This is a genomic window from Paragemmobacter straminiformis (assembly GCF_014243445.1).
GTDB classification, from domain to species: domain Bacteria; phylum Pseudomonadota; class Alphaproteobacteria; order Rhodobacterales; family Rhodobacteraceae; genus Paragemmobacter; species Paragemmobacter straminiformis.
This window is the reverse complement of the sequence record NZ_JACLQD010000003.1, coordinates 297,507-321,032: the sequence shown is the minus strand read 5'-3', so window position 1 is coordinate 321,032 and position 23,526 is coordinate 297,507. Positions and strand designations below refer to the sequence as shown.

The window sequence follows — 23,526 nt, the reverse complement described above, 5'->3', positions numbered from 1 at the left end:
GGCCATGAACATCAAACCGAATTTCGAGGGCATGGAAGTCGGCTACGACATCCCCGCGCTGCCCGGCATGGCCGAGGCCGATATCCAGACGCCTTGTCTGGTTCTCGACCTTGATGCGCTGGAGCGGAATATCGCCAAGATGGGCCGCTTCGCCCGCGAGATGGGCGTGCGCCACCGCGTGCATGGCAAGATGCACAAGTCGGTCGATGTGGCGCTGTTGCAGGAACGGCTTGGCGGGTCGTGCGGCGTGTGCTGCCAGAAGGTGAGCGAGGCCGAGGTCTTTGCCCGTGGCGGGATCAAGGATGTGCTGGTTTCCAATCAGGTCAGGGACTTGGCCAAGATCGACCGTCTGGCGCGGATTCCCAAGCTGGGGGCGCGGACCATCGTTTGCGTGGATGATCTGGCCAATGTGGCCGACCTGTCGGCGGCGGCGGTGAAGCATGGCACGACCATCGAATGCCTTGTGGAAATCGACTGCGGCGCGGGGCGCTGCGGGGTGACGACGACCGGGGCGGTCGTGGCGCTGGGGCAGGCCATCGCGGCGGCCAAGGGGCTGAAATTCGCAGGCATCCAGGCCTATCAGGGCGCGATGCAGCACATGGACAAATACGAGGACCGCAAGGCCAAGATCGACCTTGCCGTGGCACAGGTGCGCGATGCCGTGGCGGGGTTGAAGGCCGTGGGACTGGACTGCGACATCGTCGGCGGCGGGGGAACGGGGTCTTACTACTTCGAGGGGAATTCCGGCGTTTACAATGAATTGCAGTGCGGCTCTTACGCCTTCATGGATGCCGATTACGGGCGGATTCTGGACAAGGACGGCAAGCGGATCGATCAGGGAGAATGGGAGAATGCGCTGTTCATCCTGACGAGCGTGATGAGCCACGCCAAGCCGGATCGGGCGATCTGCGATGCCGGGCTGAAGGCGCAGTCGGTGGACAGCGGCCTGCCGGTGATCTTTGGGCGGACGGATGTGAAATACATAAAATGTTCGGACGAACATGGGGTTATCGACGACCCAGAGGGCGTTCTGAAGGTGAATGACAAGCTGCGGCTGGTGCCGGGGCACTGCGATCCGACCTGCAACGTGCATGACTGGTATGTTGGCGTAAGGGACGGAAAGGTCGAGGTTCTTTGGCCCGTTTCGGCACGCGGCAAGGCGTTCTGAAGGCGATTCACATATGCACGGCTGATGCACACTTCTGCGCGGCGGAATTGAGGGAGTTTTTACCATGCTGGTCGTGCCCGAGGCGCTTGTCGCCGGACTTGTCAGCGAGGCCGACGCGCTAGAGGCCGTGCGCGGCTGCTTTGCCGCGATGGCGCGGAACGAGGCGCGCAACTTTCCCGTGGTGCGCGAGGCGCTGGGAGAAGGGCGGCAATACGGGTTCAAATCCGGTCTCGACACGGCGGGGGGGATGCTGGGCGTCAAGGCGGGGGGGTATTTCCCCGGCAATGCAGGCCGTGGCATCACCAACCACCAGTCGGTGGTTTACCTGTTCGACCCCGAAAGCGGGCGGCCCACGGCGATGGTGGGCGGCAACCTCTTGACCGCGCTTCGGACGGCGGCGGCTTCGGCACTGTCGATCGACCTGCTCGCGCGCAAGGATGCGCGGGTGCTGGGCATCGTCGGCGCGGGGCATCAGGCGGGGTTCCAGCTGCGGGCCGCGGCCAAGGTGCGGGCTTGGGAACGGGTGATCGCCTGGAACCTGCACCCCGAGATGTTGCCCAAGCTGGGGGCTGTGGCGGCAGAGCTGGGCCTGCCCTTCGAGGCGGTTCCGTTGGAGCGGATGGTCGAGGCGGATGCGATCATCACCATCACCTCGTCGCCCGCTGCCAGCCTGATGGCGCGGCATGTGAAGGCGGGGGCGCATCTGGCCTGCATGGGGACCGATACCAAGGGCAAGCAAGAGGTGGAGCCTGCGCTGGTGGCCGCCGCGACCGTGTTCACCGACGAGGTGGCGCAATCGGTGACGATTGGCGAGGCGCAACATGCCGTGGGGGCGGGGCTGCTGGATGCGACGGCGATCACGCCGCTGGGCGAGGTGGTGACAGGCGCGCATCGGGGGCGGGCTTCGGATGCCGAAATCACGCTGTTCGACGGCACGGGGGTCGGGTTGCAGGATCTTGCCGTGGCGGGAATGGCGGTGAAGCGGGCGGCAGAGCGCGGTTTGGGCGCGGTGGTCGAGGTCTAGCGGAATTTGACGCAAATTCCGCGACGATTTTTGGCGCAAAAATCGGGGCGACGGCGGTCGGGTCCGGTTTCTGCGCCAGAAACCGGCGCGAAGTCTGCGTCAGACTTCGCTTTTGATCAAATGATGTTGCGGGGCATTGAAGCGGCGGGCTGCGCGTGGTCTGTCTATGGCCAATCGACGGGCGGGGCGGAACATGCGGGTTTTTCTGAACGGATTCGGGCGGATCGGGCGGTCGGTGCTGCGGGCCTGGGCCGAGCAACCTGCGAAATGGCCGGGGCTTGAGATCGTCGGTATCAATGATATCGCGGCACCCGAGATGTGCGCCTATCTGTTTGAATATGACAGCGTTTTCGGGCCTTGGCGCGGGACGGTCACGCTTGGGGACGGGTCGTTGGTGGTGAACGGGCGGGCCATTCCGCTGCACCGGACGCCGGATATCTCGGGCCTGGGCCTTGCGGGGGTGGATGTGGTGATGGAATGCACCGGCCGTGCCGATGCGCGCGAGGTTGCGGCCCGGGGGCTGACGGCGGGGGCCAAGCGGGTGCTGGTGTCAGGCCCGTCGCGCGGGGCGGATGTGACGGTGGTGCTGGGCGCGAACGAGGGGGTTCTGCGCGACCAGAGGATCGTCTCGAACGCGAGTTGCACGACCAATGCGCTGGCGCCGCTGGCCAAGCTGATCGACGCGCATTGGGGCGTGGTGACGGGGTCGATGACGACGATCCATTGCTACACGGGCAGCCAGCCTACGGTGGATGCGCCCGCCGCCGATTACCCGCGCAGCCGGGCGGCGGCCCTGTCGATGGTGCCGACGACGACTTCGGCCAGCCGTCTGCTCGACACGGTGCTGCCCGATCTTGCGGGGCGGATCGAAGGGTCGGCGGTGCGCGTGCCGGTGGCAAGCGTGTCTTGCGTGGACCTTGCGGTGATGACCGCGCGGGCGGCAAGCGCCGATGCGGTCAACGCGGTCTTTCGCGCGGCGGGCGGGGTGATCGGGGCGACGGACCGGCCATTGGTGTCGACCGACCTGCGGGCGCGGCCCGAAAGCATTGTCATGGCCTGCCCCGAAACGCGGGTGACACGCGGCGGGATGCTGCGGGTCTTTGGCTGGTATGACAACGAATGGGGCTTTTCCAACCGCATGCTCGATGTCGCGGCACGGATGGCGGGTTAGACCGCCACCCGCTCGCCAAGCTCGACCACGCGGTCGCGCGGAAGGTGGTAGAAGTCCGACGGATCGGCCGAGAAGCGGGTCAGCGCGGCATAGATGCGGTCGAGCAACCGGTTGAGACCGAAAGACCCGCTGACGACAGGACGACGCCGGCCAAGGAAGAAGCTTGACGACATGACGTCGAACTTGAGCCCGACCTTGCGGGCATTGCCCATCGCACGCGAGACGTTGGGCGTTTCCATGAAGCCGAAGCGCAGCGTCAGGCGCGAGAAACGGCCATCGAGAGGCTCGTAGCTGGCGCGTTCTTCCGGTGTTGCGACCGGAACGCGCAGGGTTTCGACCGTGAGCATGACGTTCTGTTCGTGAAGCACGCGGTTGTGCTTGAGGTTGTGCAGCAGCGCCGAGGGCACGACGGTCGGGTCAGGCGTCAGGAAAAAGGCGGTTCCCGGCACGACATGGACGGAAGAATGGCTCATCGCCTTGACGAAACCGGCAAGGCCGACCAGCTGCTTGTGGGATTTGACCACCATGTTCTGCGTGCCGCGCCACCATGACCACATGCACAGCCCGACAAGCCCGGCAAGGATGAGCGGCACATAGCCGCCATCGGTGATCTTGGTCATGTTCGAGGCGAGGAAGGCATATTCGAACGCCGCGATGGGGGCGGCGATCAGCAGCGCAACCCAGAGCGACAGGCTGCCGGAACGGGTCATGTAGATCACCGAAAGCGCGGTCGAAACCACCATCGTCCCCGTCACAGCGATGCCATAGGCCGAGGCCAGCGCCCCCGAGGAGCCGAAGCCCACGACCAGCCACAGCACAAGGAAAAGCTGCATCCAGTTGATTGCGCCGATATAGATCTGCCCGCTTTGGTCATGCGAGGTGTGGCGGATCGTGATGCGCGGCAGAAGGCCAAGCTGCACGGCGGCGCGGGTCAGCGAGAAGGCCCCCGTGATGACCGCCTGCGCCGCGATCACCGTCGCCGCCGTGGTCAGCGCGACAAGGAAGGGCAGCACGGCCGCCGGAACCAGACGGAAGAAAGGGTCTTCCAGCGCGGAGGGATCGGCCAGCACCAGCGCGCCCTGCCCCAGATAGTTCAGCGTCAGCGCCGGAAACACCAGAATGAGCCATGCCGCCATGATCGGCTTGCGCCCGAAATGGCCAAGGTCGGCGTAAAGCGCCTCGGCCCCCGTGACGGCAAGCGAGAGCGCGCCCAGCACGATGAAGGCGATGGTGCGATGTTCGAGCAGGAATTCGACGCCATACCACGGGTTGATACAGGCCAGCACGATCGGGTTTTGCACGATGTGCCACAGGCCCATGATGCCAAGCGTGCCGAACCAGACCACCATGATCGGCCCGAAGGCAAAGGCGATGCGGGCGGTGCCCTGACGCTGGATCATGAACAGGGCGAACAGGATGCCCATCGTCACCGGAACCACCCAATGGTCCAGATGCGGAAAGACCAGACCCGCACCCTCGACCGCGGAAAGCACGGAAATGGCGGGGGTGATGCTGGCATCTCCGGCAAAGAGCGCCGCCCCCGCGATGGCAAGCACCAGCGTCGGGATCGAGCGGCGGCCGATGGCTAGGCGGGCAAGCGTGTAGAGGGCAAGGACACCGCCTTCGCCGCGGTTGTCCTGACGCAGCAGGAAAAAGACGTATTTGACGGTGACGACAAGGATCAGCGTCCAGACGAGCAGCGACAGCAGGCCCAGAACCTCGACCTGCCGCAAGCCGTCGGCGGCGACGGGACGCAGCGCTTCGCGCAGGGCGTAGATCGGCGAGGTGCCGATATCGCCATAGACGACCCCGACAGCGCCGATGGTCAGCGCGGCAAAGCCCTTGGGGGCGTCGGCGTGATGCTCTTCGCCTTCGTCGCGAAGATAGGCCGCAATATCGAGTTCGTCTTCGTCAAAGAGCGGCAACTGCCGTTCACCTGACGCCGCAAGTTTGGGGTCATTCACGATGTTCATGGATATTTTCAGGATACGTGACCGAGGGCCCGGGATTGGGCGCGTCTCGTCGAAAGGATGAGACCCGTGCGCGGGTCTTCGGACACTCCGTCTCCGGCCGTGGCAGCGGCGGCATGCCGGACATTTTACGCTTTTGTGATGACCTGGGCAAGCGCCATTCTGCGCTGCGGCGTCATGGCCCGTGAGGGGCGTGTCAGGTGCCTGTCAGGGCTGGACGGTGAAGGGCGCGGGGAAGCGGAATTCCTCGAGGTTGGGGGTGGGGCCGATGCGGTCGACCACGGCGAAAAGGCCGGGTCCATCCAGCGGGGTCAGCACGCCATGCCACGTGCCGCGATGCAGGTTGATACCCTGCGCGCCATTGGTCAGGAACGCGCGGGGCGTGGCGGCGGGAGAGGGTGCCACGATGACGAGAAAGGGATGTTCCGACAGGGGCAGGAAGGCTTGCGAGCCTTCGGGATGGCGTTCGATCAGGTCGAAGTCATAGGGCAGCGCGCGGGTTTGCGCCTTGAAGACGGAAATGCCCGCGCGCCCGCCGGGGCCGAAGTCGAGCGCGGCGCGGTCGTGGTGGCGCTGGCAAAGGCCCGCGTTGATGAGGCGGAAGTCACCCGTGGATTCGAGGACATCGCCGAACGGGGCGAAGGCTTCGGCGGTGAGGGGTTCGAGGGGGAGCCTGTTCATCTGCGTGTCGCCTGTTGCAAGCGGGGGGCATTCTGCCCCCCGCACCCCCCTGAGAGTATTTCAGCAAGGATGAAGGGGGCGGGGGCGGGTTTCCGGTCAGCGGAAGGCGCCGAAGGCGCCGGGACCGCGCAGTTTGGCGTGGCGGTTCACGTCCTTGTAGAGAAGGTAGCGGAAGGGGCCGGGGCCTGCGGCGTAGCAGGCCTGCGGGCAATAGGCGCGCAGCCACATGAAATCGCCTGCCTCGACCTCGACCCAGTCCTGGTTGAGTTTGTAGACGGCCTTGCCTTGCAGCACGTAGAGGCCGTGTTCCATGACGTGGGTTTCCTCGAACGGGATGGTGCCGCCGGGTTGGAAGGTGACGATGTTCACGTGCATGTCGTAGCGCAGGTCGGCAGGGTCGACGAAGCGGGTGGTGGCCCAGACGCCGTTCGTATCGGGCATGGCGACGGGTTGCAGGGTCTTTTCGTTGGTCACGAAGGCCGCGGGGCGTTCGATGCCGGGGGCGGGTTCGTAGAGTTTGCGCACCCAGTGGAAGCGGGCGGGGGTAGCGCCTTCGGCCAGCAGGGTCCATTTCGCGCCGGCGGGGATATAGGCGTAGCCGCCTTCGTCAAGCTCGTGACCCTGCCCGTCGATGGTGAGGGTGACAAGGCCGCCCGTGACGAAAAGGACGTGCTGCACGCCCTCGTCCGGGTCGGGCGCGTCAGAGCCGCCGCCGGGGGCGACCTCGACCACGTATTGGCTGAAGGTTTCCGAGAAACCCGACATGGGGCGCGCGATGAGCCAGAGCTTGGTCCTGGTCCAGCCCGGCAGGGAACTGGTGACGATGTCGGAGAACACGCCGCGCGGAATGAAGGCATAGGCGTCGGTAAAGACGGCGCGGCCCGTCATCAGTTGCGTTTGCGGCGGCAGGCCACCGGGGGGGGTGTAATAGCTTGTCACGGCAGAATGTCCTTGAGGCGAAGTTCGGCGATGCGTTCGACCTGCGCGCAGGCGGTGGCGAATTCGGTTTCGGTGTCGTTGGTCAGGCGGGTGTGGAAGGCGGAAAGGATGCCGGCCTTGGTGTTGTCGCGGACGGCGATGATGAAGGGGAAGCCGTGCTTTTCCACGTAAGCCGTGTTGAGGCGCTGGAAGGTGGCGCGTTCGTCATCGGTCAGGGCGTCGAGCGCGGCGCTGGCCTGTTCGGCGGTGGATTCGGGCGTGAGGCGGCGCGCGGCGGCGAGTTTGCCCGCAAGGTCGGGGTGGGCGCGCAGCACGCCGAGGCGTTCGTCGCGGGTGGCCGTGCGCAGGATGCGGGCCAGCGCATTGGCAAGGCCCGTGGCGCTGTCATGCGCGGGGCCGAGTTCGAGGGCGAAGGCGCGCTCGGCGACCCAGGGCGAGTGTTCGACGATGCCGCCGAAGCGTTCGACGAAACGCTGTTTCGTCATCTGGCTGGGGCGTTCGATGCGGCGGTGCGGGTGGGTCTTGGCCCAGTGCTGCGCGATGTCGATGCGGCGCGGGAACCAGACGCCCGCATGGCCTTGGGCGTAGTCGAGGAATTTTTGCAAGCCCGCCACCTTGCCCGGTCGGCCGATGAGGCGGTTGTGCAGGCCGATAGAGAACATCTTGGCGCGGCCCGCCTGCCCTTCGGCATAGAGGGTGTCGAAGCTGTCCTTGAGATAGGTGAAGAACTGCTCGCCCGTGATGTAGCCCGGCGCCGTGGCAAAGCGCATGTCGTTGGCTTCCAGCGTGTAGGGAATCACGAGCTGGTCGCGGCTGCCCACCTCAATCCAATAGGGCAGGTCGTCGTCATAGGTGTCGGAAATCCAGTCGAGGCGGGCGGTTTCGGCCGTGAGGCGCACCGTGTTCATCGAACAGCGGCCCGTATACCAGCCGCGCGGGGGTTCGCCTGTGACCTCGGCATGCAGGCGGAAGGATTCGGCGATCTGGCGGGCCTCTTCCTCGGCTGGCATGTCGCGGTGGTCGACCCATTTGAGGCCGTGGGACGCGATTTCCCAGCCTGCGGCTTTCATCGCGGCGACCTGTTCGGGGTTGCGGGCAAGGGCCGAGGTGACGCCGTAGATGGTGACGGGGATGCCACGTTCGGTGAACAGGCGGTGCAGCCGCCAGAAGCCCGCGCGCGCGCCGTAATCGTAGATCGATTCCATGTTCCAGTGGCGCTGGTTTGGCCACGGGGCGGCGCCCGCGATGTCGGACAGGAAGGCTTCGGACTGGCCATCGCCGTGCAGGATGTTGTTTTCGCCCCCTTCTTCGTAGTTCAGCACAAGGGAGACGGCGATTTTCGCGCCATCGGGCCATTTTGCGTCGGGCGCATCGGGGCCGTGGCCACGGAAATCGCGGGGGTAACGGTTCACGGGGATTATCCTTTGAAGCCAGATTAACGGCACCTTAGGGCGCAAATCGGGCGGGGTTTATCAAAAAATCCCGATAAGACCTTTTCGGCTTCGGTCCGGTCGCCTTTCGCCCCTGTGATGGGTTAAGCTTTGGGCAAATGGAGGCGCGAATGGCCGGACGGTTGACGACTCATGTGCTGGATACCGCGCGGGGCAAGCCTGCTGCGGGGGTGAAGATCATGCTTTACCGTGTCAGCGGCAACAGCCATCGCAAGATTGCCGAAACCGTGACCAATGCCGACGGGCGCACCGATGCCCCGATGCTGACGCCGCTTCAGGCGGGCAGCTACGAGCTGGTGTTCTGCGCGGGCGACTATCTGCGCGCCACCGGACAGGCGACGGGCGAGGTGCTGTTTCTTGACGAGATTCCGATCCGCTTCGGCGTGCCGGACCCCGAGGCGCATTACCATGTGCCGCTTTTGATTTCGCCCTTTGCCTATTCGACCTATCGCGGGTCGTAGGGGTTTACCGTTTCGATTCCCGTGACGGCATAGGCGTCAGGCGTATCGGTTGCCAGAGTGGCGCCGTTCGCGCGGGCGATGGCGGCCAGCATCGCCGTGGCGGCGGGCAGGCTGTTTCGGGCGTTGATCGCTGCAAGGTCGCGGGCGGCGGCGCTGTCAAAGGGCAGGATGCGGCCCGAAAAATCGGTATCCATCATCTCGTCGATGGCGGCGATAAGGCGCTTGGCCTGCGGCTGGCGTGTGGCGGCGGTGAGGAGTTCGGCCTCGGTCACGGTCGAGACGTAGAGGCTGGCGGCGGGCTGGCCCGCGAACCAATCGAGAAGCGCGGGCGAAGGGTCGGCCCGAAGCAGGGCCGCAAGGACCGGTGTATCGAGCAAGATCATCAGTTGCCCCGCTTGGGCAGGGCCAGCGAGATGCCGCCCAGCGCCTTGAACCGCGCGTGGATCTGCTGGCCAAGATCGGCGCGGGGATCGGTCGCGCCCACGGCTTCGCGCAGGATGTCGCGGGCCTCTTCCTCCATCGAGCGCAGATTGGCGGCGGCGCGCTGTTTGAGACGCAGCTTCACGTCGTCTTCGAGGCTGCGGATGATGATACTGGCCATGACAAGCTCCGGTTTGCCAGACCAGTAACGGTTGCCATCAGTGATATCTTAGTCCTTGAGCCCCGCCATCGCGCGGCGCAGTTCATCGCGGCAATGGGCGGCCATGAAATCGGTGAAAAGCCGGACCTTGGGGTCCTTGAGGCGGCGGTGCTGCGACAGGACCGAAAGCTGGGTGGCCATCGGCGGCGTGGCCGTGCAGACGGGAACCAGACGGCCGGTGCGCAGGTGGTCGGCAATCTCGAAGATCGGCTTCATCACGATGCCGCGCCCGTCGAGCGCCCAGCCTGTCAGCACATCGCCATCGTCGGATTCGAAGGGGCCGGTGATCTCGAACCGGCGCGGGCCGTCGGGGGTAAGGAGGTTCCACTGGAACTCTTTCGCGCCGGGGAAGCGCAGGTTGAGACAATCGTGACGGTCGGCCACCAGCGCCGCGCCATCGACCGGGTTGCCACGGCGGGCGATGTAGTCGGGGGCGGCGCAGAGGACGCGGGGGCAATCGGCCACGAGCCGGACCTTGAGGGTGGAATCCTCGAGCAGGCCAAGGTGGAAGGCGACGTCCAGCCCTTCGGCGGTGACGTCGATGCTGCGGTCTGAAAGGCGCAGGCGGACGTCGATTTGCGGGTAAAGGTCCTTGAAGCGCGGCACATGGGGCGCGATGAAGCGGCGGCCGATGCCAAGGGGGGCCGCGACAAAGATGGTGCCGCGCGGGTTTTGCGTGACATCCATCACGGCGGCTTCGGCCTCGTCTATGCTTTCCAGCACCTTGCGCGCGCCGTCATAGAAGATGCGGCCGTTTTCGGTGGGTTGCAGCGAGCGGGTGGTGCGGTTGAACAGCCGCACGCCAAGGTGCTTTTCAAGTTCGGATATGCGGGCCGATGCCACGGCGGGAGAGCAGCGCTGGTCGCGGGCGGCCGCACTCATGCTGCCCAATTCGTAGACACGGACGAACATTCTGATGTTGTTGACGTAGGACAATCCCGCGCGCCCCTATTATCTGGCCCGTTTTGAAAGTGTTGGGCTATTTGCAGGATTAACAGAGGAATAGGGGTGGGTATAGCTTTTCGCAAACGGATGAAGGGTCGCGCCGATGTATGACTGGGCTGTGCTGTGGGAATGGGTCGAGCTTGCGGCGCGCTGGACGCATGTGATCACGGCCATCGCGTGGATCGGGTCCAGCTTCTATTTCATCGCGCTGGACCTCGGGCTGCGGAAATCGCCCGATTTGCCGGCAGGCGCCTATGGCGAGGAATGGCAGGTTCACGGCGGCGGGTTCTACCACATCCAGAAATACCTTGTGGCCCCCGAACGCCTGCCCGACCACCTGATCTGGTTCAAATGGGAAAGCTACGCCACATGGCTTTCGGGTTTTGCCATGCTGGTGCTGGTCTACTACCTCGGCTCTGAGCTTTACCTGATCGATCCTGCGGTGATGGAATTGACCGCGTGGCAGGCGATTGCGATTTCGGTCGCCTCGCTGGTGTTCGGCTGGCTGGCCTATACCACGATCTGCCGTGTCTTTGTGAACGCGAACCAGACGGCGGTGATGGTGGCGCTGTTCGGGGTGCTGGTGGCGATGGCATGGGGGTATACGCATGTCTTTTCGGGCCGTGCCGCGCTGATCCATCTGGGGGCGTTCACGGCGACGATCATGTCGGCCAATGTGTTCATGGTCATCATTCCGAACCAGAAGATCGTGGTGGCGGACCTCAAGGCGGGTCGCACGCCCGATCCGAAATATGGCCGCATCGCCAAGCAGCGCAGCACGCATAACAACTATCTGACGCTTCCGGTGCTGTTCCTGATGCTGTCGAACCATTACCCGCTGGTCTTTGCGACCGAGTGGAACTGGCTGATCGCGTCGCTGGTGTTCCTGATGGGGGTGACGATCCGGCACTGGTTCAACTCGCGCCATGCGGGCAAGGGCAATCCGCATTGGACCTGGGGGCTGACGGTCATTCTGTTCCTTGTCATCGCGTGGCTGTCGACGGCGCCGATGCGGCATGTGGACGACACGGCGATGAACGGCGCGGCGCTGGTCTATGCCAGCGCCGAAGGGTTCGACGATGTGGTGGGTATCGTGCAGGGGCGCTGTTCGATGTGCCATGCCGCCGAACCGGGGTGGGACGGACTGGCATGGCCGCCGAAGAATGTGGTGCTGGAAACGCCCGCCCAGATCGCGCACGAGGCGCGGCGCATCTATATGCAGGCGGGCATTACCCATGCCATGCCCCCCGCGAACCTGAGCTATATCGAACCGGCCGAGCGGGCGCGCATCGTCGAATGGTTCCGCAACGCGCAGCGCGGCGGGGTGGAAGGCTAGGGCAGGAAGATCACGTCCGACACCAGCGGCACGGAGTCGAAGAAATAGACCGATGTGCTGCCCAGCGTGATGTAGGCATTGCCACCGTCGTCGAGGATGGCAAAGTCTGTGCCTTGGGTCAGGATGATGTGGTCGACCCCGCTGGTGAAGCCATGCACGGCATCGTTGCCCTCGCTTCCATTGGCGGCAAAGACGAAGCTGTCGGCCCCTGCCCCGCCGAAAAGCGTGTCGTCGCCCATGCCCCCTGAAAGGCTGCCGCCCTCGGCGCTGGCGTGAAGCACATCGTCGCCGCCGCCGCCCATCAGCGTGCTTTGCCCTGACAGACCGACCAGCGTTTCATTGCCCGCGCCACCCGTGGCGGTGACACCCCCCGTGGCCACGATCCGCAGACCCAGCGCAAGCGTGGTCAGGCCGACTGGCGTGGTCAGGCCGACAAGCGTCAGCGACGAAAGCCCGTCCCCCAGCACGAGGTTGCCTGCCCTGACCGCTGCGGTGGCAAGCAGGCTGTCCCAGTTCAGCCCCGCGCGCAGGGTCAGTTCGATCCTGTCGGCACTGGCGGCAAAATCGGTGATCCGGTGGAAACCGCCCGCCGTCAGGTCGACGGCGAAAAGATCGCGGCCCGCGCCGCCGCTTGCCGTATCGTTGCCCGCGCCCAGCGCGACCAGATCGTCGTCGCCACCGCCCAGAAGGCTGTCATTGCCCGCGCCGCCGTCGAGCGTGTCGTTGCCCGCCCCCGCGTCGAGCAGGTCGTTGCCCGTGCCGCCCGAGAGCAGATCGTCGCCATGGCCCGCGCGCAGCGTATCGTTGCCGCCCGCACCGTCGAGCGCGTCATTGCCCCAGCCAAAGCCGCGCAGGCTGTCGACAAGGGTCGAAAGCGTTTCGGACGCCGCCGTTCCGGCGAGGGGTGTTGTCACCCATGCGGTGGACAGCCCCTTTGCGCCGGCAGCAGCAAGCAGCGCCAGCGCCGCAGGGGCCGAAATGCCCGCAAGGACAAGCCGCATGTCGCCGATCAGGAACACGGCATCGGGAAAAGCGGGATCGGCGTTCTGCAAAAGCGAAAGGGGCGACAGGCCCGCAAGATCATCGGCGGAAAGCACGAGCCGGTCGCCCTGTGCGGCGTTGAAATCGGCAAGGACGATATCGCCTGCGCCTTTGGTTCCGATGACGAAGGTGTCTGCGCCCGTGCCGCCCTCGACCCAGAGGGTGCGGCTTTGCCCCGTATCGGCCCCCAGCAGGAACAGATCGGCCCCCGCGCCGCCGATCAGGGCCGCGCTGCCCTCGCTTGCGGCAAGGGTATCGTTGCCAAGGCCGCCGTAGATTTCGCAACTGCCGAAGGCCACGGACAGGCGGTCATCGCCGTCGCCGCCGGTCAGCGTGTCATTGCCAAGACCGCCGTAAAGCGCATCGTTGCCCGCCCCGCCGTCAAGCAGGTCGTTGCCTGCCGCGCCGACAAGAACGTCGTGTCCCGCATCGCCGTAGATCAGGTCGTCGCCTTCGCCGCCGTTGGCGTGGTCATCGCCCGCGCCGCCGTAGATGGTGTCGGCCGCCGAACTGAACAGGCTTTCGGCAAAGGATGCGCCGAGGATCGTGTCGCGCCCCGCGCCGCCGGAAAGGCGGTTGTCGTCATATCCGTCGGAAAGCCAGTCGTCGCCATCGTCGCCGGAAAGCGAATCTGCCCCCATGCCGCCGGAAAACCGGTCGTCACCGCTGCCGCCCAGCAGCGTATCCTGCCCGTTGCCCGCGTCGAGCAGGTCGTTGCCCGCATCGCCTGCAAGGCTGTCGGACCCGTCCGCGCCGTAAAGACTGTCATGCCCCGATCCGCCGAAAAGCGTGTCGCCCCCTGCCTCGCCGTGAACAAGGTCGTTGCCGCCATCGCCTGCCAGCATGTCTTCGGCGCCCAAGGTGCTGGTGCCATCCTCGCCCAGAAGCGTGTCGTCCCCCGCGCCGCCAAAGGCCGTATCCCGCCCGAAGCCGCCCTGAAGCAGATCGGAGCCGCCGGCACCTTCGAGACTGTCGGCCCCGTCGCCGCCGAAAAGGCGGTCGTTGCCCTCGTCGCCGCGCAGCGTGTCGCGGCCGTTGCCGCCCAAGAGCAGGTCGTTGCCAAGCCCGCCCGCGACGAGGTCGTCGCCCTCATCGCCCGAAAGCTGGTCGTTGCCCGCGTCGCCGTTCAGGCGGTCATGTCCGGTGCCGCCGTCGACCGTGTCATCCCCCGCGCCGCCATAGGCAAGATCATCGTCACGTTCGAGGATCGCATAGCCCGACAGGGGGGGCAGGTAGGCATAGGGACCGCAGACGAGCCTGTCGTTGCCATCTTCGCCCCGCAAGACATCGTTGCCGCTGCCGCCGTCGAGCGTGTCGTCGCCCGCACCGCCTGCGACCGTGTCTTGCCCCGTGCCTGCGTCAAGCGTGTCTTGCCCCTCGTCTCCGGCAAGGCTGTCGTTGCCCGCGCCGCCGAACAGGGCGTCTTGCCCTGCCCCGCCGCGCAAGATGTCGGCGCCAACGCCAGAGCCGAGGCTGTCGTCGCCCGCGCCCCCGTCGAGCGTATCGTTGCCCCAGTCGCCTGACAGGCTGTCACTGCCACCCTCGCCCCGCAGCGCATCGCCGCCGAGGCCCCCTGCAAGCGTGTCGTCACCCTCGCCGCCGGTGAGTTGGTCGTTGCCGTCGTCGCCGGCCAGCGCGTCGTTGCCGCTGCCGCCGGAAAGCGCATCGTCGCCCGCGCCGCCTGACAGGCTGTCATCGTCGCCCTCGCCGTTCAGCCTGTCGTTGCCCGCGCCGCCCGTGGCGGTGTCGTCGCCCCAGCCGCCCGAGAAGATGTCGTTGCCTGCGCCGCCCGCGTAGCTGTCGGGCAAGGCGTATTCGATCTGCGCCGCGGCCAGAGGGGCGGTGTATCCCGCAAGCGTGACCGTGATGTCGCCGATGTGCAGCTCTGTTCGGTCTGCCAGCACGGTGACGGCAAGCGCGGCCCGATCTGGCAGATAGAGGCGCAGGCGGTCGCTTGCCGAGAAGCCCGCCACCACGGCCGAGGTGGCGGGGCCGCTGCGGCCAAGCACGAAAACATCGCTGCCCGCCCCGCCGACCAGCAGCGCGCCCCCGCCAAGGGCTGTCAGCGTGTCGTTGCCATCGCCCCCGTCCAGAGTCGCGCCAAAGCCCGAGGCGGCAAGCGCATCGGCGCCAAGGCCGCCGGAAAGACTGTCGGCACCCGCGCCCGCGTCGAGACGGTCATTCCCTGCACCACCGTAAAGCGTATCGTCGCCCGCATCGCCGCGCAGCGAGTCGTTGCCCGTCCCGCCGGTCAGCGCATCGCCGCCAAGGGCGCCAAGCAAGGTATCGTCACCTGCCAGCCCGTCGAGCGCGCCAGCAGCGCTGCCGGAGGGGAGTGTCAGAAGGTCATTGCCGGATGTGGCCGCCACGCCGCTTTCCCCCTGAATGCGGAAAGCGGGCGCAAAGCGCCCCGCGGGTCGGGTGCAAGATGAAATGCCAACCGCTCAAAGCTTACCGTGATTTTCCCTTGGGCCAAGGGGCAAGCCTAAGGCGGCGTGGTTAACGAACCCTTAACAAAACCGCCTATTGCGGGCGGGCATAGGTTCGGGTTCCGTCCATGCGGCCGAAATCGGCAAGGGAAAAGCGCCATTCCGTGGTTTGGCGATAGACCTCGCCCCGTTCGAGTTCGATCGAGGGGAAACCGGGCTGGTTGGGGGCGTCGGGCCAGTTCTGCGCCTCGATGGCAAGGCCTTCGAAAGCGCCGCCACCGGGGCGGCGGGCATCGCGGGCGTCATAGACCTGAACCGCGGGTTCCGTCGTGGCCACCCGCATCGACACGCCGGATTGTCCCGACAGGGTCAGCACCTCGCGCAGGGGTTGGCGGGTTTCCGACAGGCAATAGCAGGTGTCGAATTCGGGCGAGCCGGGGGCGATGCGGCGGGTTTCGTTGAAGTCCATCCCGGTTCCAGCCGTGGCGCGGATTTCGCCCGTGGGGGTGAAATCGGGCGTGGTGGGCAGGTAGCGGCCGGATTTGACCTGCAAACTGTGGCCCGCATAGTTTTCGGTGCCGTCAAGGTTCCAGTAGCTGTGATTGGCAAAATTGACGAGCGTCGTGCGGTCGGTCGTGACCGTCACCTCAAGCCGCAGGGTGGCGCGGTCGTCCACGGTATATTGCGCGGTGACGCGGCGGTTTCCGGGAAAGCCGCCTTCGCCATCGGGCAGATCGAGCCGCAGGGTGCAACTGCGCTCGGACACCTCGGCCAGGGTCCAGACCTTGAGATGCGTGCCCTGCGTGCCGCTGTGCAGGCAATGGCGGTTGTTGAAATTCGCCTCGAAGCTGTGGGGCTGGCCTGCGATATCGGCCTTGGCATGGGTCAGCCGGTTGACGACAGGGCCGATCAGCGAACCGTGGTAGCGCATGTCGCCTTCGTAATCGGCAAGGCGGTCAGAGCCGAGCGTCAGGTTGCGCGGCACGCCGGCAAGCCAGACACCTTGCAGAACGGCGCCCCAGGTCAGAACTGAAACGGTCAGGTCACCATGACCCAGCGTGATACGGCTGACCGCACGCCCGTCTGCCGTCGCCCCGAAGGGCGCTATTCCGATCTGTCGGCTTTTCATTCCACCATTCCCCACAATCCCGCCGCAATTGGTGACGCGACAGGGCCGTGCGGTCAAGTCTTTGGACGACAAGGCAGAGTCGCCGCCACCGCCCCGCAGGGGGACAGTGGCGGGAATGCAGCGTTACAGGAAGGGCGCTTCGAAAATGGTTTCGATATCGTTGCTGCCATAGGTGCCGTTTATCGTGATCGACAGGCCGTTGATATCGAACGTGGTCGTTCCGGCGTTGTTCGACACGGTCGTCATATCCCAGTTTTCGACGTAGATGCTGTCTTCGCCAGCGACGAAATCGGTGATCGTCTTGCTGCCGGTCGTTCCGTAGAACTCGAACCGGTCAGAGCCGGAACCGCCGGACATGACGTCATCGCCGTCGCCGCCGTCGATCGAGTCGTTGCCGCCGCCGCCGGACAGGCTGTCGTCACCCTCCATTCCGACAAGGATATTGCTTGTGCCGTCACCGGTGAGCGTGTCGTCACCCTCGTTGCCCGAAAGGCCTTCGAACCCGTCGAGCGTGATGGTGCCATAGGGTGTTGTCACGGCCCCGTTGGCAAAGGTCAGGTTGACGCCCGCGGTATAGGCTTCGGTGACGATCGAGACGACACCGTCATAGTCCTGCAGCCCGTAGGTCTTGTACCATGCGAAAAGGTCGATGCCGTCGCCGCCGTAAAGCGTGCTGCCCGTGCCCGAGGCGCTGATCGTATCGTCACCCGTGCCGCCATAGACGGTATTGCCGTCGCCGTTGACGGCGATCACATCGTCGCCGCCACCGCCGTAAACCGTGTCGGATCCATCCTCGGCGATGATCTTGCTGTCCTCATTGCTGCCGAACAGGGCCGTTGCGCCGCTGCGCAGCACGTCGACATCCTCGCCCGAGATGACAACGTCGGTCAGGACAAGACCCGCAGGCAATGCGCTGGCGTAGAAGGTGCCGTTGATCGCCACGGTGCGGTAACCAAGGTGGAAGTAGGTGACGTCCACCCCCTTTTCCTGCCCGTAGCTGATGTCGGAATCGCTTATCGACCATGTCGTTTCGATCAGCACCCGGTCCTGACCGGGGTCGTAGTCGAGGATCAGCGTCAGGTCGCCGTCAAAGCGGCTGTCGTCGATGATGATGAAGTAATCGCTGTCCGAGCCACCATAGACCGTGTCCCAGTTGCCGCCGCCGGTAATCGTGTCGTCACCCGTGTTGCCGTAGATCACATCCGAACCCATCCCGCCCGAGATGGAATCCTGCCCGCCGTTGCCATAGATCGTCTCGCGGTGGTCGCTGCCGGTGATCGTATCCGAGGCGATGCTGCCCTCGATCTTGATATCGGCGAATTCGAGCGCCCTGAGCGACGTGATCCCCGTAAAGGTCACCGACGAGAAGCTGTCGCCGATCACGAGTGCGCCGCCTTCGATGCGGGCAAGGTCGTCGATGTTCTGGCCCGCCCCGAGGGTCAGGTTCAGAAAATCCTGCGTGGTGTTGAAGTCGGTGACCGTATCGCGTCCGGCGTCGCGCAGATCGACATAGATGGCATCCGAGCCTTGGCCCCCGGTCAGGACGTCGTTTCCTTCGCCGCCGTTCAGCGCATCGTCACCGTTGCCGCCGAGAAGCGTGTCATTGCCGTCCCCGCCGCGGACGACGTCGTCGTTGCCGCCGCCCTCTTGCGAGTCGTTGCCCTCGCCACCGTAGAGGTCGTCATATCCCATGCCGCCGCGCAGCGTGTCGTTGCCGCCAAAACCGTAAAGGACGGTGTCGCCCCAACCGTTCGAAACGGCATTCGCCGCCGTCACCAGATTGTTGCCTTCGGGATCGGTCTGGCCGAACTGGTTCGAGAATGAATTGGCAAGGATCATGCTGGCCATCAGCTTCGACCAGTCGGCGCGAAGCACGCCGGACAGGAACACACGGCCGTCGATCCATGTGCCGTTGTACATTTCGTCGAAGCTGAAGGTGTTGCCGATGTCGGCCAAGCTGCGCTGGTCATAGGTCCAGACCAGCTTGTCACCCTGCGTCAGGTTGAAGTCGGCGATATCGACATCGCTCACGGCGTAGGAATTGACCGCCACGGTATCGGCACCAAGGCCAAGCGTGACAGACTGGGTGTCAGCGGCGTTGACGTAGATGACGTCGTTGCCCGCCCCGCCGACAAAGTAGGTCGTGTTGTTGAAGCTGCCTGTCAGCGTGTCGTTGCCGTCGCCGCCGTTCAGCAGGGCGCTTCCGTCATAGGACGTGATCTGGTCGTCGCCCGCGCCGCCGATCAGCGTGGCGTCATAGCCGCCGTCCAGCGCGTAGATAAGGTCGTTGCCCGCGCCGCCGTCGGCATAGCCCGTCTCGTACAGCACAACATGGTCATTGCCGCCGCCTGCGTCGATCTCGCCCTTTCGGGTGAAGATCATGTCGCCGCCGTCGCCGCCCGAGATGGATTCGCCGTTGCTGCCCCAAGCGCCGAAGATGGTGTCATTGCCACCGCCGCCGTAGAAGCTGTTGGTGCCGTCCCAGTCATCCATCGCGTCGTCGCCGTCGCCGCCGTAAAGGTCGTCGTCGCCTTCCTCGCCGCGCAGGCTGTCGTTTCCGGCATCGCCGAAAAGCGTGTCCGAGCCGAAGTCGCCGCGCAATGTGTCGGCCCCCGAACCGCCGAAGATCTGGTCGTCGCCGTCGCCGCCCTGCGCCGAGTCGTCGCCCCCGTCGCCATAGACGCGGTCGGCACCGTAGACGGACTGGATCGTATCGTTGCCGTCACCCGCGTTGATGGTGTCGGCCCCGCCTTCGCTGGCGTTGTGGTTGTTGTCGGCATACCAGTCGCCCTTGAGCGAGTCATTGCCACCCGCGCCGATGATCAGGTCACGGCCGGCCCCGCCATAGACCTCGTCATCGCCCGCGCCGCCATCGAGCGTATCGGCCCCGAAATCGCCGTTCAGCCTATCGTTGCCAAGGTCGCCTTTGACGTTGTCGTTCCCATCCTCGCCGTCAAGATCGTCATCCCCCGCGCCGCCGCCGATGCTGTCGCGGCCCGATCCCCCCCGGATGCTGTCGTTGCCCGCATCGCCAAGCACCGTATCGTCGCCCGAGGCCGCGTAGATTTCGTCGTTGCCGTTGCCGCCCGAGACGCTGTCGTTGTCGGGTCCGATGAAATCGCCGATTTGCGGATAGCTGCCGTTCGCCCAGTCGCCCGCGTTGATGACGTCGTTTCCGTCACCGCCCAGAACGGTGTCGTTTCCGATATCCGCGTCGATGTAATCATCGCCCGCTTCGCCAAGGATCGAATCCGAACCGTCGCCCGCCGTGATGGTGTCGCGGCCGGCACCGCCAAGCACCGTGTCCGCGCCGAAGCCGCCGTTGATTTCATCGTCGCCGTCGCCGGCGGCCAGACTGTCGTTGCCGAAATCGCTGTTCATGAGGTCGTCGCCCGCACCGCCGGTCAGGCTGTCGGCTCCGAAGCCGCCGGTCAGGGTGTCGTCGCCCTCCTCGCCGTTCAGGTCGTCATTGCCGTGATCGCCGGTGAGATTGTCGTTTCCGGCGCCGCCGGTCACGGTATCATTGCCAGAGGCGGCATAGAGGCTGTCATGTCCGGCACCGCCGCGCAGCAGGTCATTGCCCAATTCGCCGATGATCACGTCATCGGCATCGCCACCGTCGAGCGTGTCGTCGTTTTCGCCGCCGAAGATGGTGTCGTTGCCCGCGCCGCCGCTGACCGAGTCGTTGCCTGCGTTGCCCTCGATGCTGTCGCCACCGTCGCCGCCAAACAGCCTGTCGTTGCCGTCGCCGCCGAAGATGTTGTCATTGTCGCCCTCGCCCGAGAGGCTGTCGTTGCCGCGCCCGCCATAAAGGCTGTCGCTGCCCCAACCGGCCGCAAAGGTATTGTTGTCGTTGGGCAGGGCCAGATCGTCGAAATCCTTGCTGTCCGGAATGGCGAATTCGAAATCGGCCTCGGTCAGCACATAGCCGGCCGGAAGGTTCGTGATGTTCAGGAAACCGTTGAATATGGCCGAGGTGCCGGTCTGGTTGATCATGCCCGCCGAGAACTCGAACCCCGGCGTGACATAGACGCGGATCTTGTCGCCCTGCGCCTTGTTGTAATCGGTGATCGTGGTCGGCACGGGACGGACGACGAACTGGTCGGCCCCCGCCCCGCCTGTCAAAAGCATGAAGGCGTCGCCGACGAGCGTGTCGTTGCCATCGCCCCCGTCCATCGTGTCAAAGTTGCCGCCAAGCAAAAGGTCGGCCCCCGCGCCGCCCAGAACAGAGCTGCCGCCCCCCGACGCGATCGTATCGTTGCCTGCGCCCCCGTCGAAAGCGTCGCCCCCGTCTCCGATCAGGCTGTCGGCCCCGTCGCCCCCGCCAAGCGAGTCGGTGCCCATAAAGGGGCCTGACGTGATCGTGTCGTTGCCCGCCCCGCCCAGAAGCGTGTCGTTACCGTTGCCGCCAAAGATCAGGTCGGCCCCGCCGTTGCCGGAAACGCCGTCGTCGCCGTCGCCGCCATAAAGCGTATCGTTGCCCGTGGCGGCCGAGGTGTCGTCGCCCGTGATGATGTCATTGCCACCCGATCCGAGGACAAGGTCATTGCCCGCCCCCCCTGAAAGCGAGTCGGTGCCATCGGCCGTGTCGATGTCGGTCGGATTGCTGCCGCCGAAGAGCTGGTCGTCGCCCGCGCCGCCGTCGATGGTGTCCTTGCCCTCGCCGCCAAAGGCGATGTCGTTGCCCGCTCCGGCAAAGATCACGTCGTTTTCGGTCAGGCCGTAGAAGGTGTCGTCCCCGTTGCCGCCGGACAGGCTGTCATCGCCCGCGTCGCCCGCGAGGTAATCGTTGCCGTCGCCGCTGGCGAGGCTGTCATGTCCAATTCCGCCCGAAAGCCCGTCATCGCCCGCGCCGCCGTCGAGCGTGTCATTGCCATCGTCGCCCAGCATGATGTCGTTGCCTGCATCGCCTGCCAGGCTGTCATTGGCCGCGCCGCCATCGACCCGGTCGTTGCCCGCCCCGCCCAGCAGCGTGTCGGCGCCAAGGCCGCCAAGCGCCGTATCGTCGCCGTCGCCGCCATCGAGCAGGTCATTGCCCGTTTCGCCGTCGAGCAGGTCGTTGCCCGCTTCGCCCTTGGCCGAGTCGTTGTCGCTCCCGCCGAACAGAAGGTCATGGCCAAGGCCGCCGTTCAGCGTGTCGTCGCCCGCCTCGCCCATATGAATGTCGGCACCGTCGCCGCCGGTCAGGCTGTCGTTGTTGCTGCCCCCCGACAGGGTGTCATCGCCCGCGCCGCCGTTCAGCGTGTCGTTGTCGAGATCACCCGAGAGGAAATCGTTGCCGGTGCCGCCGTCGAGCAGATCGTCGCCCGCAGCGCCAAGCAGGGCGTCGGCATTCTCGTTGCCGCGCAGGGTGTCGTTGCCATCGTCGCCCGATAGCAGATCGTCGCCGAGGCCGCCTTCAAGCAGATCGGCCCCCTCGTCGCCGTAGACGGTGTCGTTGCCCGTGCCGCCGTAAACCTTGTCGTCATCGGCCCCCGCGTGGACCGAGTCGTGCCCGTCGCCGCCATTGATCAGGTCGTTGCCCGCGTCGCCGTTCAGGTCGTCATTGCCGGTTTCGCCAAGGATGCTGTCGTTGCCGCTTCCGCCGTAAAGCTCGTCAAGGCCGGCCCCGCCCAGAATCGTATCGTTGCCTGCCCCGCCATAGACCAGATCGATGCCATCATCGGCCGAGATGCTGTCGCCATCGGCCGGGTTTTCAATGGCCGGACCGTTGGATTCACCATAGATCGTCTCATTGCCGCGCCCGCCCTGCACCGTATCGGCCCCGCCGCCGGCAAAGATGGTGTCGTTGCCGTCGCCACCCCGAAGCGAGTCGTTCCCCGCGCCTGCGTCGATGCCGTCGCTGCCGCCAAGTCCGTCGATGGTGTCGGCGTTCGGGGTGCCAATCAGCGTATCTGCAAGGTCGGTGGGGGTGGTCATGGAACATACTCCGTAAAACGGGGTATGCGTCATGACCATGCCGCTGGCCCCTTGGGGGCAAGGGCAGGATCAGGGCCGGAAACCGGCGATACCCCTTACAAATAAACCTGATGCCCTGCGGGTCAGGACACCGAATGCAACCATGATAAGTGGTTCATCCGTTTTCGCATAGGAAAAAGTTTGTTTCCGGAACCCGCTTTTTACGGGCCGCTGCCCGCGCCAAGGCAGGTGGTCATGCCATCGGCAAGCGCGGTCAGCAGCGCGGCATAGGCAGCGGGACCGGGTTCGAGGGTCGATCCGACGGGATCGAGCGCGGGGCCAAGGCGCAGGCCCGCGCCGCTGGCCAGTTGTTCGGCCAAGGCGGGGTCGTGCTGCGCCTCGGGGAACAGGCAGGCCGCCTGACCCGCTGCCAGCGCATCGGTCAGGGCCGACAGCTTCGCCGCCCCCGGCGCGGTTGCATCGCCCAGCGCGATCGAGCCGAGGATCTTCAGCCCGTAATGCGCCGAGAAATATCCGTAGGCATCGTGATAGGCGACGATCGGGCGGTCGGAATAGGGCGCAAGCTGCGCGGCAAGGCGCGTGTCGAGCGCCGCGATGCGGGCATCGGCGGCCTTGGCATTGGCCGCATAGGTCGCGGCGTTGGCGGGGTCGAGCCGCGACAGTTCGGCCGCGACAAGCGGCAGCCAGTGGCGGGCATTGTCGGGGTCAAGCCATGCGTGGGGATCGGTGCCGGAATGGTCATGGCCGTCGTGGCCGTGGTCGTCGTGGCCGTCGTGATCCGCCTCCATATGGGCGCCGTCCGCGCTGAAGGCGCGGGTTTCGGTTTCGGGCGCATCGAGCAGCGCAAGGCTGGTGCCGGTCGTCAAACCCCGCAAGGCGCGGTCGAGCCAAGGGGTCAGTTCGGGGCCGATCCAGACCACCAGCTGCGCCTCGGCCAGCGCCTGCGCCTGCGAGGGGCGAAGCTGGAAGTCATGTTCCGACGCGCCCTTGGCCAGCAGCAGCGCGGGGCTGCCCAGATCGCCCATCACCTGCGCCACAAGCGCGTGGACAGGGGGAATATCGGTGACCACGCGCGGCACTTCGGCGCTGGCGGTGGCGGGGGCCGTGATGGGGGCCGTGGCGGCAAGGCTGGTCAGCAGGAATGATATGATATAACGCACGGGTTCAGCCATGTTGCGGTGTCGCGGAGGGTTGTGTATGTTATATCATAACATGTCAAGAG

The 23,526-nt window shown here is 65.5% G+C and carries 16 protein-coding genes; 5 read left to right on the top strand and 11 right to left on the bottom strand.

Going from position 1 to position 23,526, the window contains the following annotated elements; genetic code table 11:
- The first annotated feature begins 4 nt into the window (after positions 1–4).
- The 3 genes from bhcC to H7F16_RS12020 all read left to right on the top strand — a co-directional run bounded on the left by bhcC (position 5) and on the right by H7F16_RS12020 (position 3,363).
- On the top strand, positions 5–1,168 hold the full coding sequence (bhcC, locus tag H7F16_RS12030; RefSeq protein WP_185797843.1) for a 3-hydroxy-D-aspartate aldolase BhcC: 1,164 nt from the start codon (positions 5–7) through the stop codon (positions 1,166–1,168).
- A 64-nt stretch (positions 1,169–1,232) separates the two neighbouring features.
- Positions 1,233–2,192 (top strand): iminosuccinate reductase BhcD, encoded by a 960-nt coding sequence (bhcD, locus tag H7F16_RS12025; RefSeq protein ID WP_185797842.1) that lies wholly within the window; start codon positions 1,233–1,235, stop codon positions 2,190–2,192.
- A 193-nt stretch (positions 2,193–2,385) separates the two neighbouring features.
- A complete protein-coding gene (locus H7F16_RS12020; protein WP_241741424.1) occupies positions 2,386–3,363 on the top strand; it encodes a type I glyceraldehyde-3-phosphate dehydrogenase in 978 nt (325 codons plus the stop codon).
- Here H7F16_RS12020 and H7F16_RS12015 read toward each other — a convergent pair.
- The 4 genes from H7F16_RS12015 to puuE form a co-directional block, all read right to left on the bottom strand.
- Positions 3,360–5,336 carry a potassium transporter Kup gene (locus H7F16_RS12015; protein WP_185797840.1) on the bottom strand — a complete coding sequence of 659 codons (1,977 nt, stop codon included), beginning with the start codon at positions 5,334–5,336 and terminating at the stop codon, positions 3,360–3,362. The genes H7F16_RS12020 and H7F16_RS12015 overlap by 4 nt on opposite strands.
- Positions 5,337–5,540: 204 nt before the next feature.
- Positions 5,541–6,014, bottom strand: coding sequence for an ureidoglycolate lyase (locus H7F16_RS12010; protein ID WP_185797839.1), 474 nt, complete (start codon positions 6,012–6,014; stop codon positions 5,541–5,543).
- Between the two features lie 96 nt (positions 6,015–6,110).
- The gene (locus H7F16_RS12005) at positions 6,111–6,953 is read right to left on the bottom strand and encodes a bifunctional allantoicase/(S)-ureidoglycine aminohydrolase (protein ID WP_185797838.1); all 843 of its coding nucleotides are present in this window, start codon (positions 6,951–6,953) and stop codon (positions 6,111–6,113) included.
- Positions 6,950–8,365 (bottom strand): allantoinase PuuE, encoded by a 1,416-nt coding sequence (puuE, locus tag H7F16_RS12000; RefSeq protein WP_185797837.1) that lies wholly within the window; start codon positions 8,363–8,365, stop codon positions 6,950–6,952. The genes H7F16_RS12005 and puuE overlap by 4 nt, the downstream gene beginning before the upstream one ends.
- A 149-nt stretch (positions 8,366–8,514) precedes the next feature.
- On the opposite strand from puuE, the gene uraH reads away from it, so the two are divergent.
- A complete protein-coding gene (gene uraH / locus H7F16_RS11995; protein ID WP_185797836.1) occupies positions 8,515–8,865 on the top strand; it encodes a hydroxyisourate hydrolase in 351 nt (116 codons plus the stop codon).
- Here the strand turns inward: uraH and H7F16_RS11990 are convergent.
- From H7F16_RS11990 to H7F16_RS11980, 3 genes are read right to left on the bottom strand one after another with little or no spacing between them, the layout of a single operon-like run.
- Complete coding sequence (locus tag H7F16_RS11990) at positions 8,850–9,248, bottom strand: PIN domain-containing protein (protein ID WP_185797835.1); 399 nt, start codon at positions 9,246–9,248, stop codon at positions 8,850–8,852. The two genes, uraH and H7F16_RS11990, sit on opposite strands and share 16 nt — an antisense overlap.
- A complete protein-coding gene (locus tag H7F16_RS11985; RefSeq protein ID WP_185797834.1) occupies positions 9,248–9,466 on the bottom strand; it encodes a FitA-like ribbon-helix-helix domain-containing protein in 219 nt (72 codons plus the stop codon). Before H7F16_RS11985 ends, H7F16_RS11990 begins: the two co-directional genes overlap by 1 nt.
- 48 nt (positions 9,467–9,514) lie before the next feature.
- On the bottom strand, positions 9,515–10,441 hold the full coding sequence (locus H7F16_RS11980) for a LysR family transcriptional regulator (RefSeq protein WP_185797833.1): 927 nt from the start codon (positions 10,439–10,441) through the stop codon (positions 9,515–9,517).
- A 112-nt stretch (positions 10,442–10,553) separates the two neighbouring features.
- Here H7F16_RS11980 and H7F16_RS11975 point away from each other — a divergent pair, with 112 nt between their 5' ends.
- Positions 10,554–11,786 (top strand): urate hydroxylase PuuD, encoded by a 1,233-nt coding sequence (locus tag H7F16_RS11975; RefSeq protein WP_185797832.1) that lies wholly within the window; start codon positions 10,554–10,556, stop codon positions 11,784–11,786.
- Here the strand turns inward: H7F16_RS11975 and H7F16_RS11970 are convergent.
- The 4 genes from H7F16_RS11970 to H7F16_RS11955 form a co-directional block, all read right to left on the bottom strand.
- Positions 11,783–15,196: a calcium-binding protein gene (locus H7F16_RS11970; protein ID WP_185797831.1), complete on the bottom strand. Its 3,414-nt coding sequence runs from the start codon at positions 15,194–15,196 to the stop codon at positions 11,783–11,785. The two genes, H7F16_RS11975 and H7F16_RS11970, sit on opposite strands and share 4 nt — an antisense overlap.
- 154 nt (positions 15,197–15,350) lie before the next feature.
- Positions 15,351–16,385 (bottom strand): aldose epimerase family protein, encoded by a 1,035-nt coding sequence (locus H7F16_RS11965; RefSeq protein ID WP_185797830.1) that lies wholly within the window; start codon positions 16,383–16,385, stop codon positions 15,351–15,353.
- A gap of 123 nt (positions 16,386–16,508) precedes the next feature.
- Positions 16,509–22,304 (bottom strand): beta strand repeat-containing protein, encoded by a 5,796-nt coding sequence (locus H7F16_RS11960; RefSeq protein ID WP_185797829.1) that lies wholly within the window; start codon positions 22,302–22,304, stop codon positions 16,509–16,511.
- A 200-nt stretch (positions 22,305–22,504) separates the two neighbouring features.
- The gene (locus H7F16_RS11955; protein ID WP_194308473.1) at positions 22,505–23,476 is read right to left on the bottom strand and encodes a zinc ABC transporter substrate-binding protein; all 972 of its coding nucleotides are present in this window, start codon (positions 23,474–23,476) and stop codon (positions 22,505–22,507) included.
- Positions 23,477–23,526: the final 50 nt, after the last annotated feature.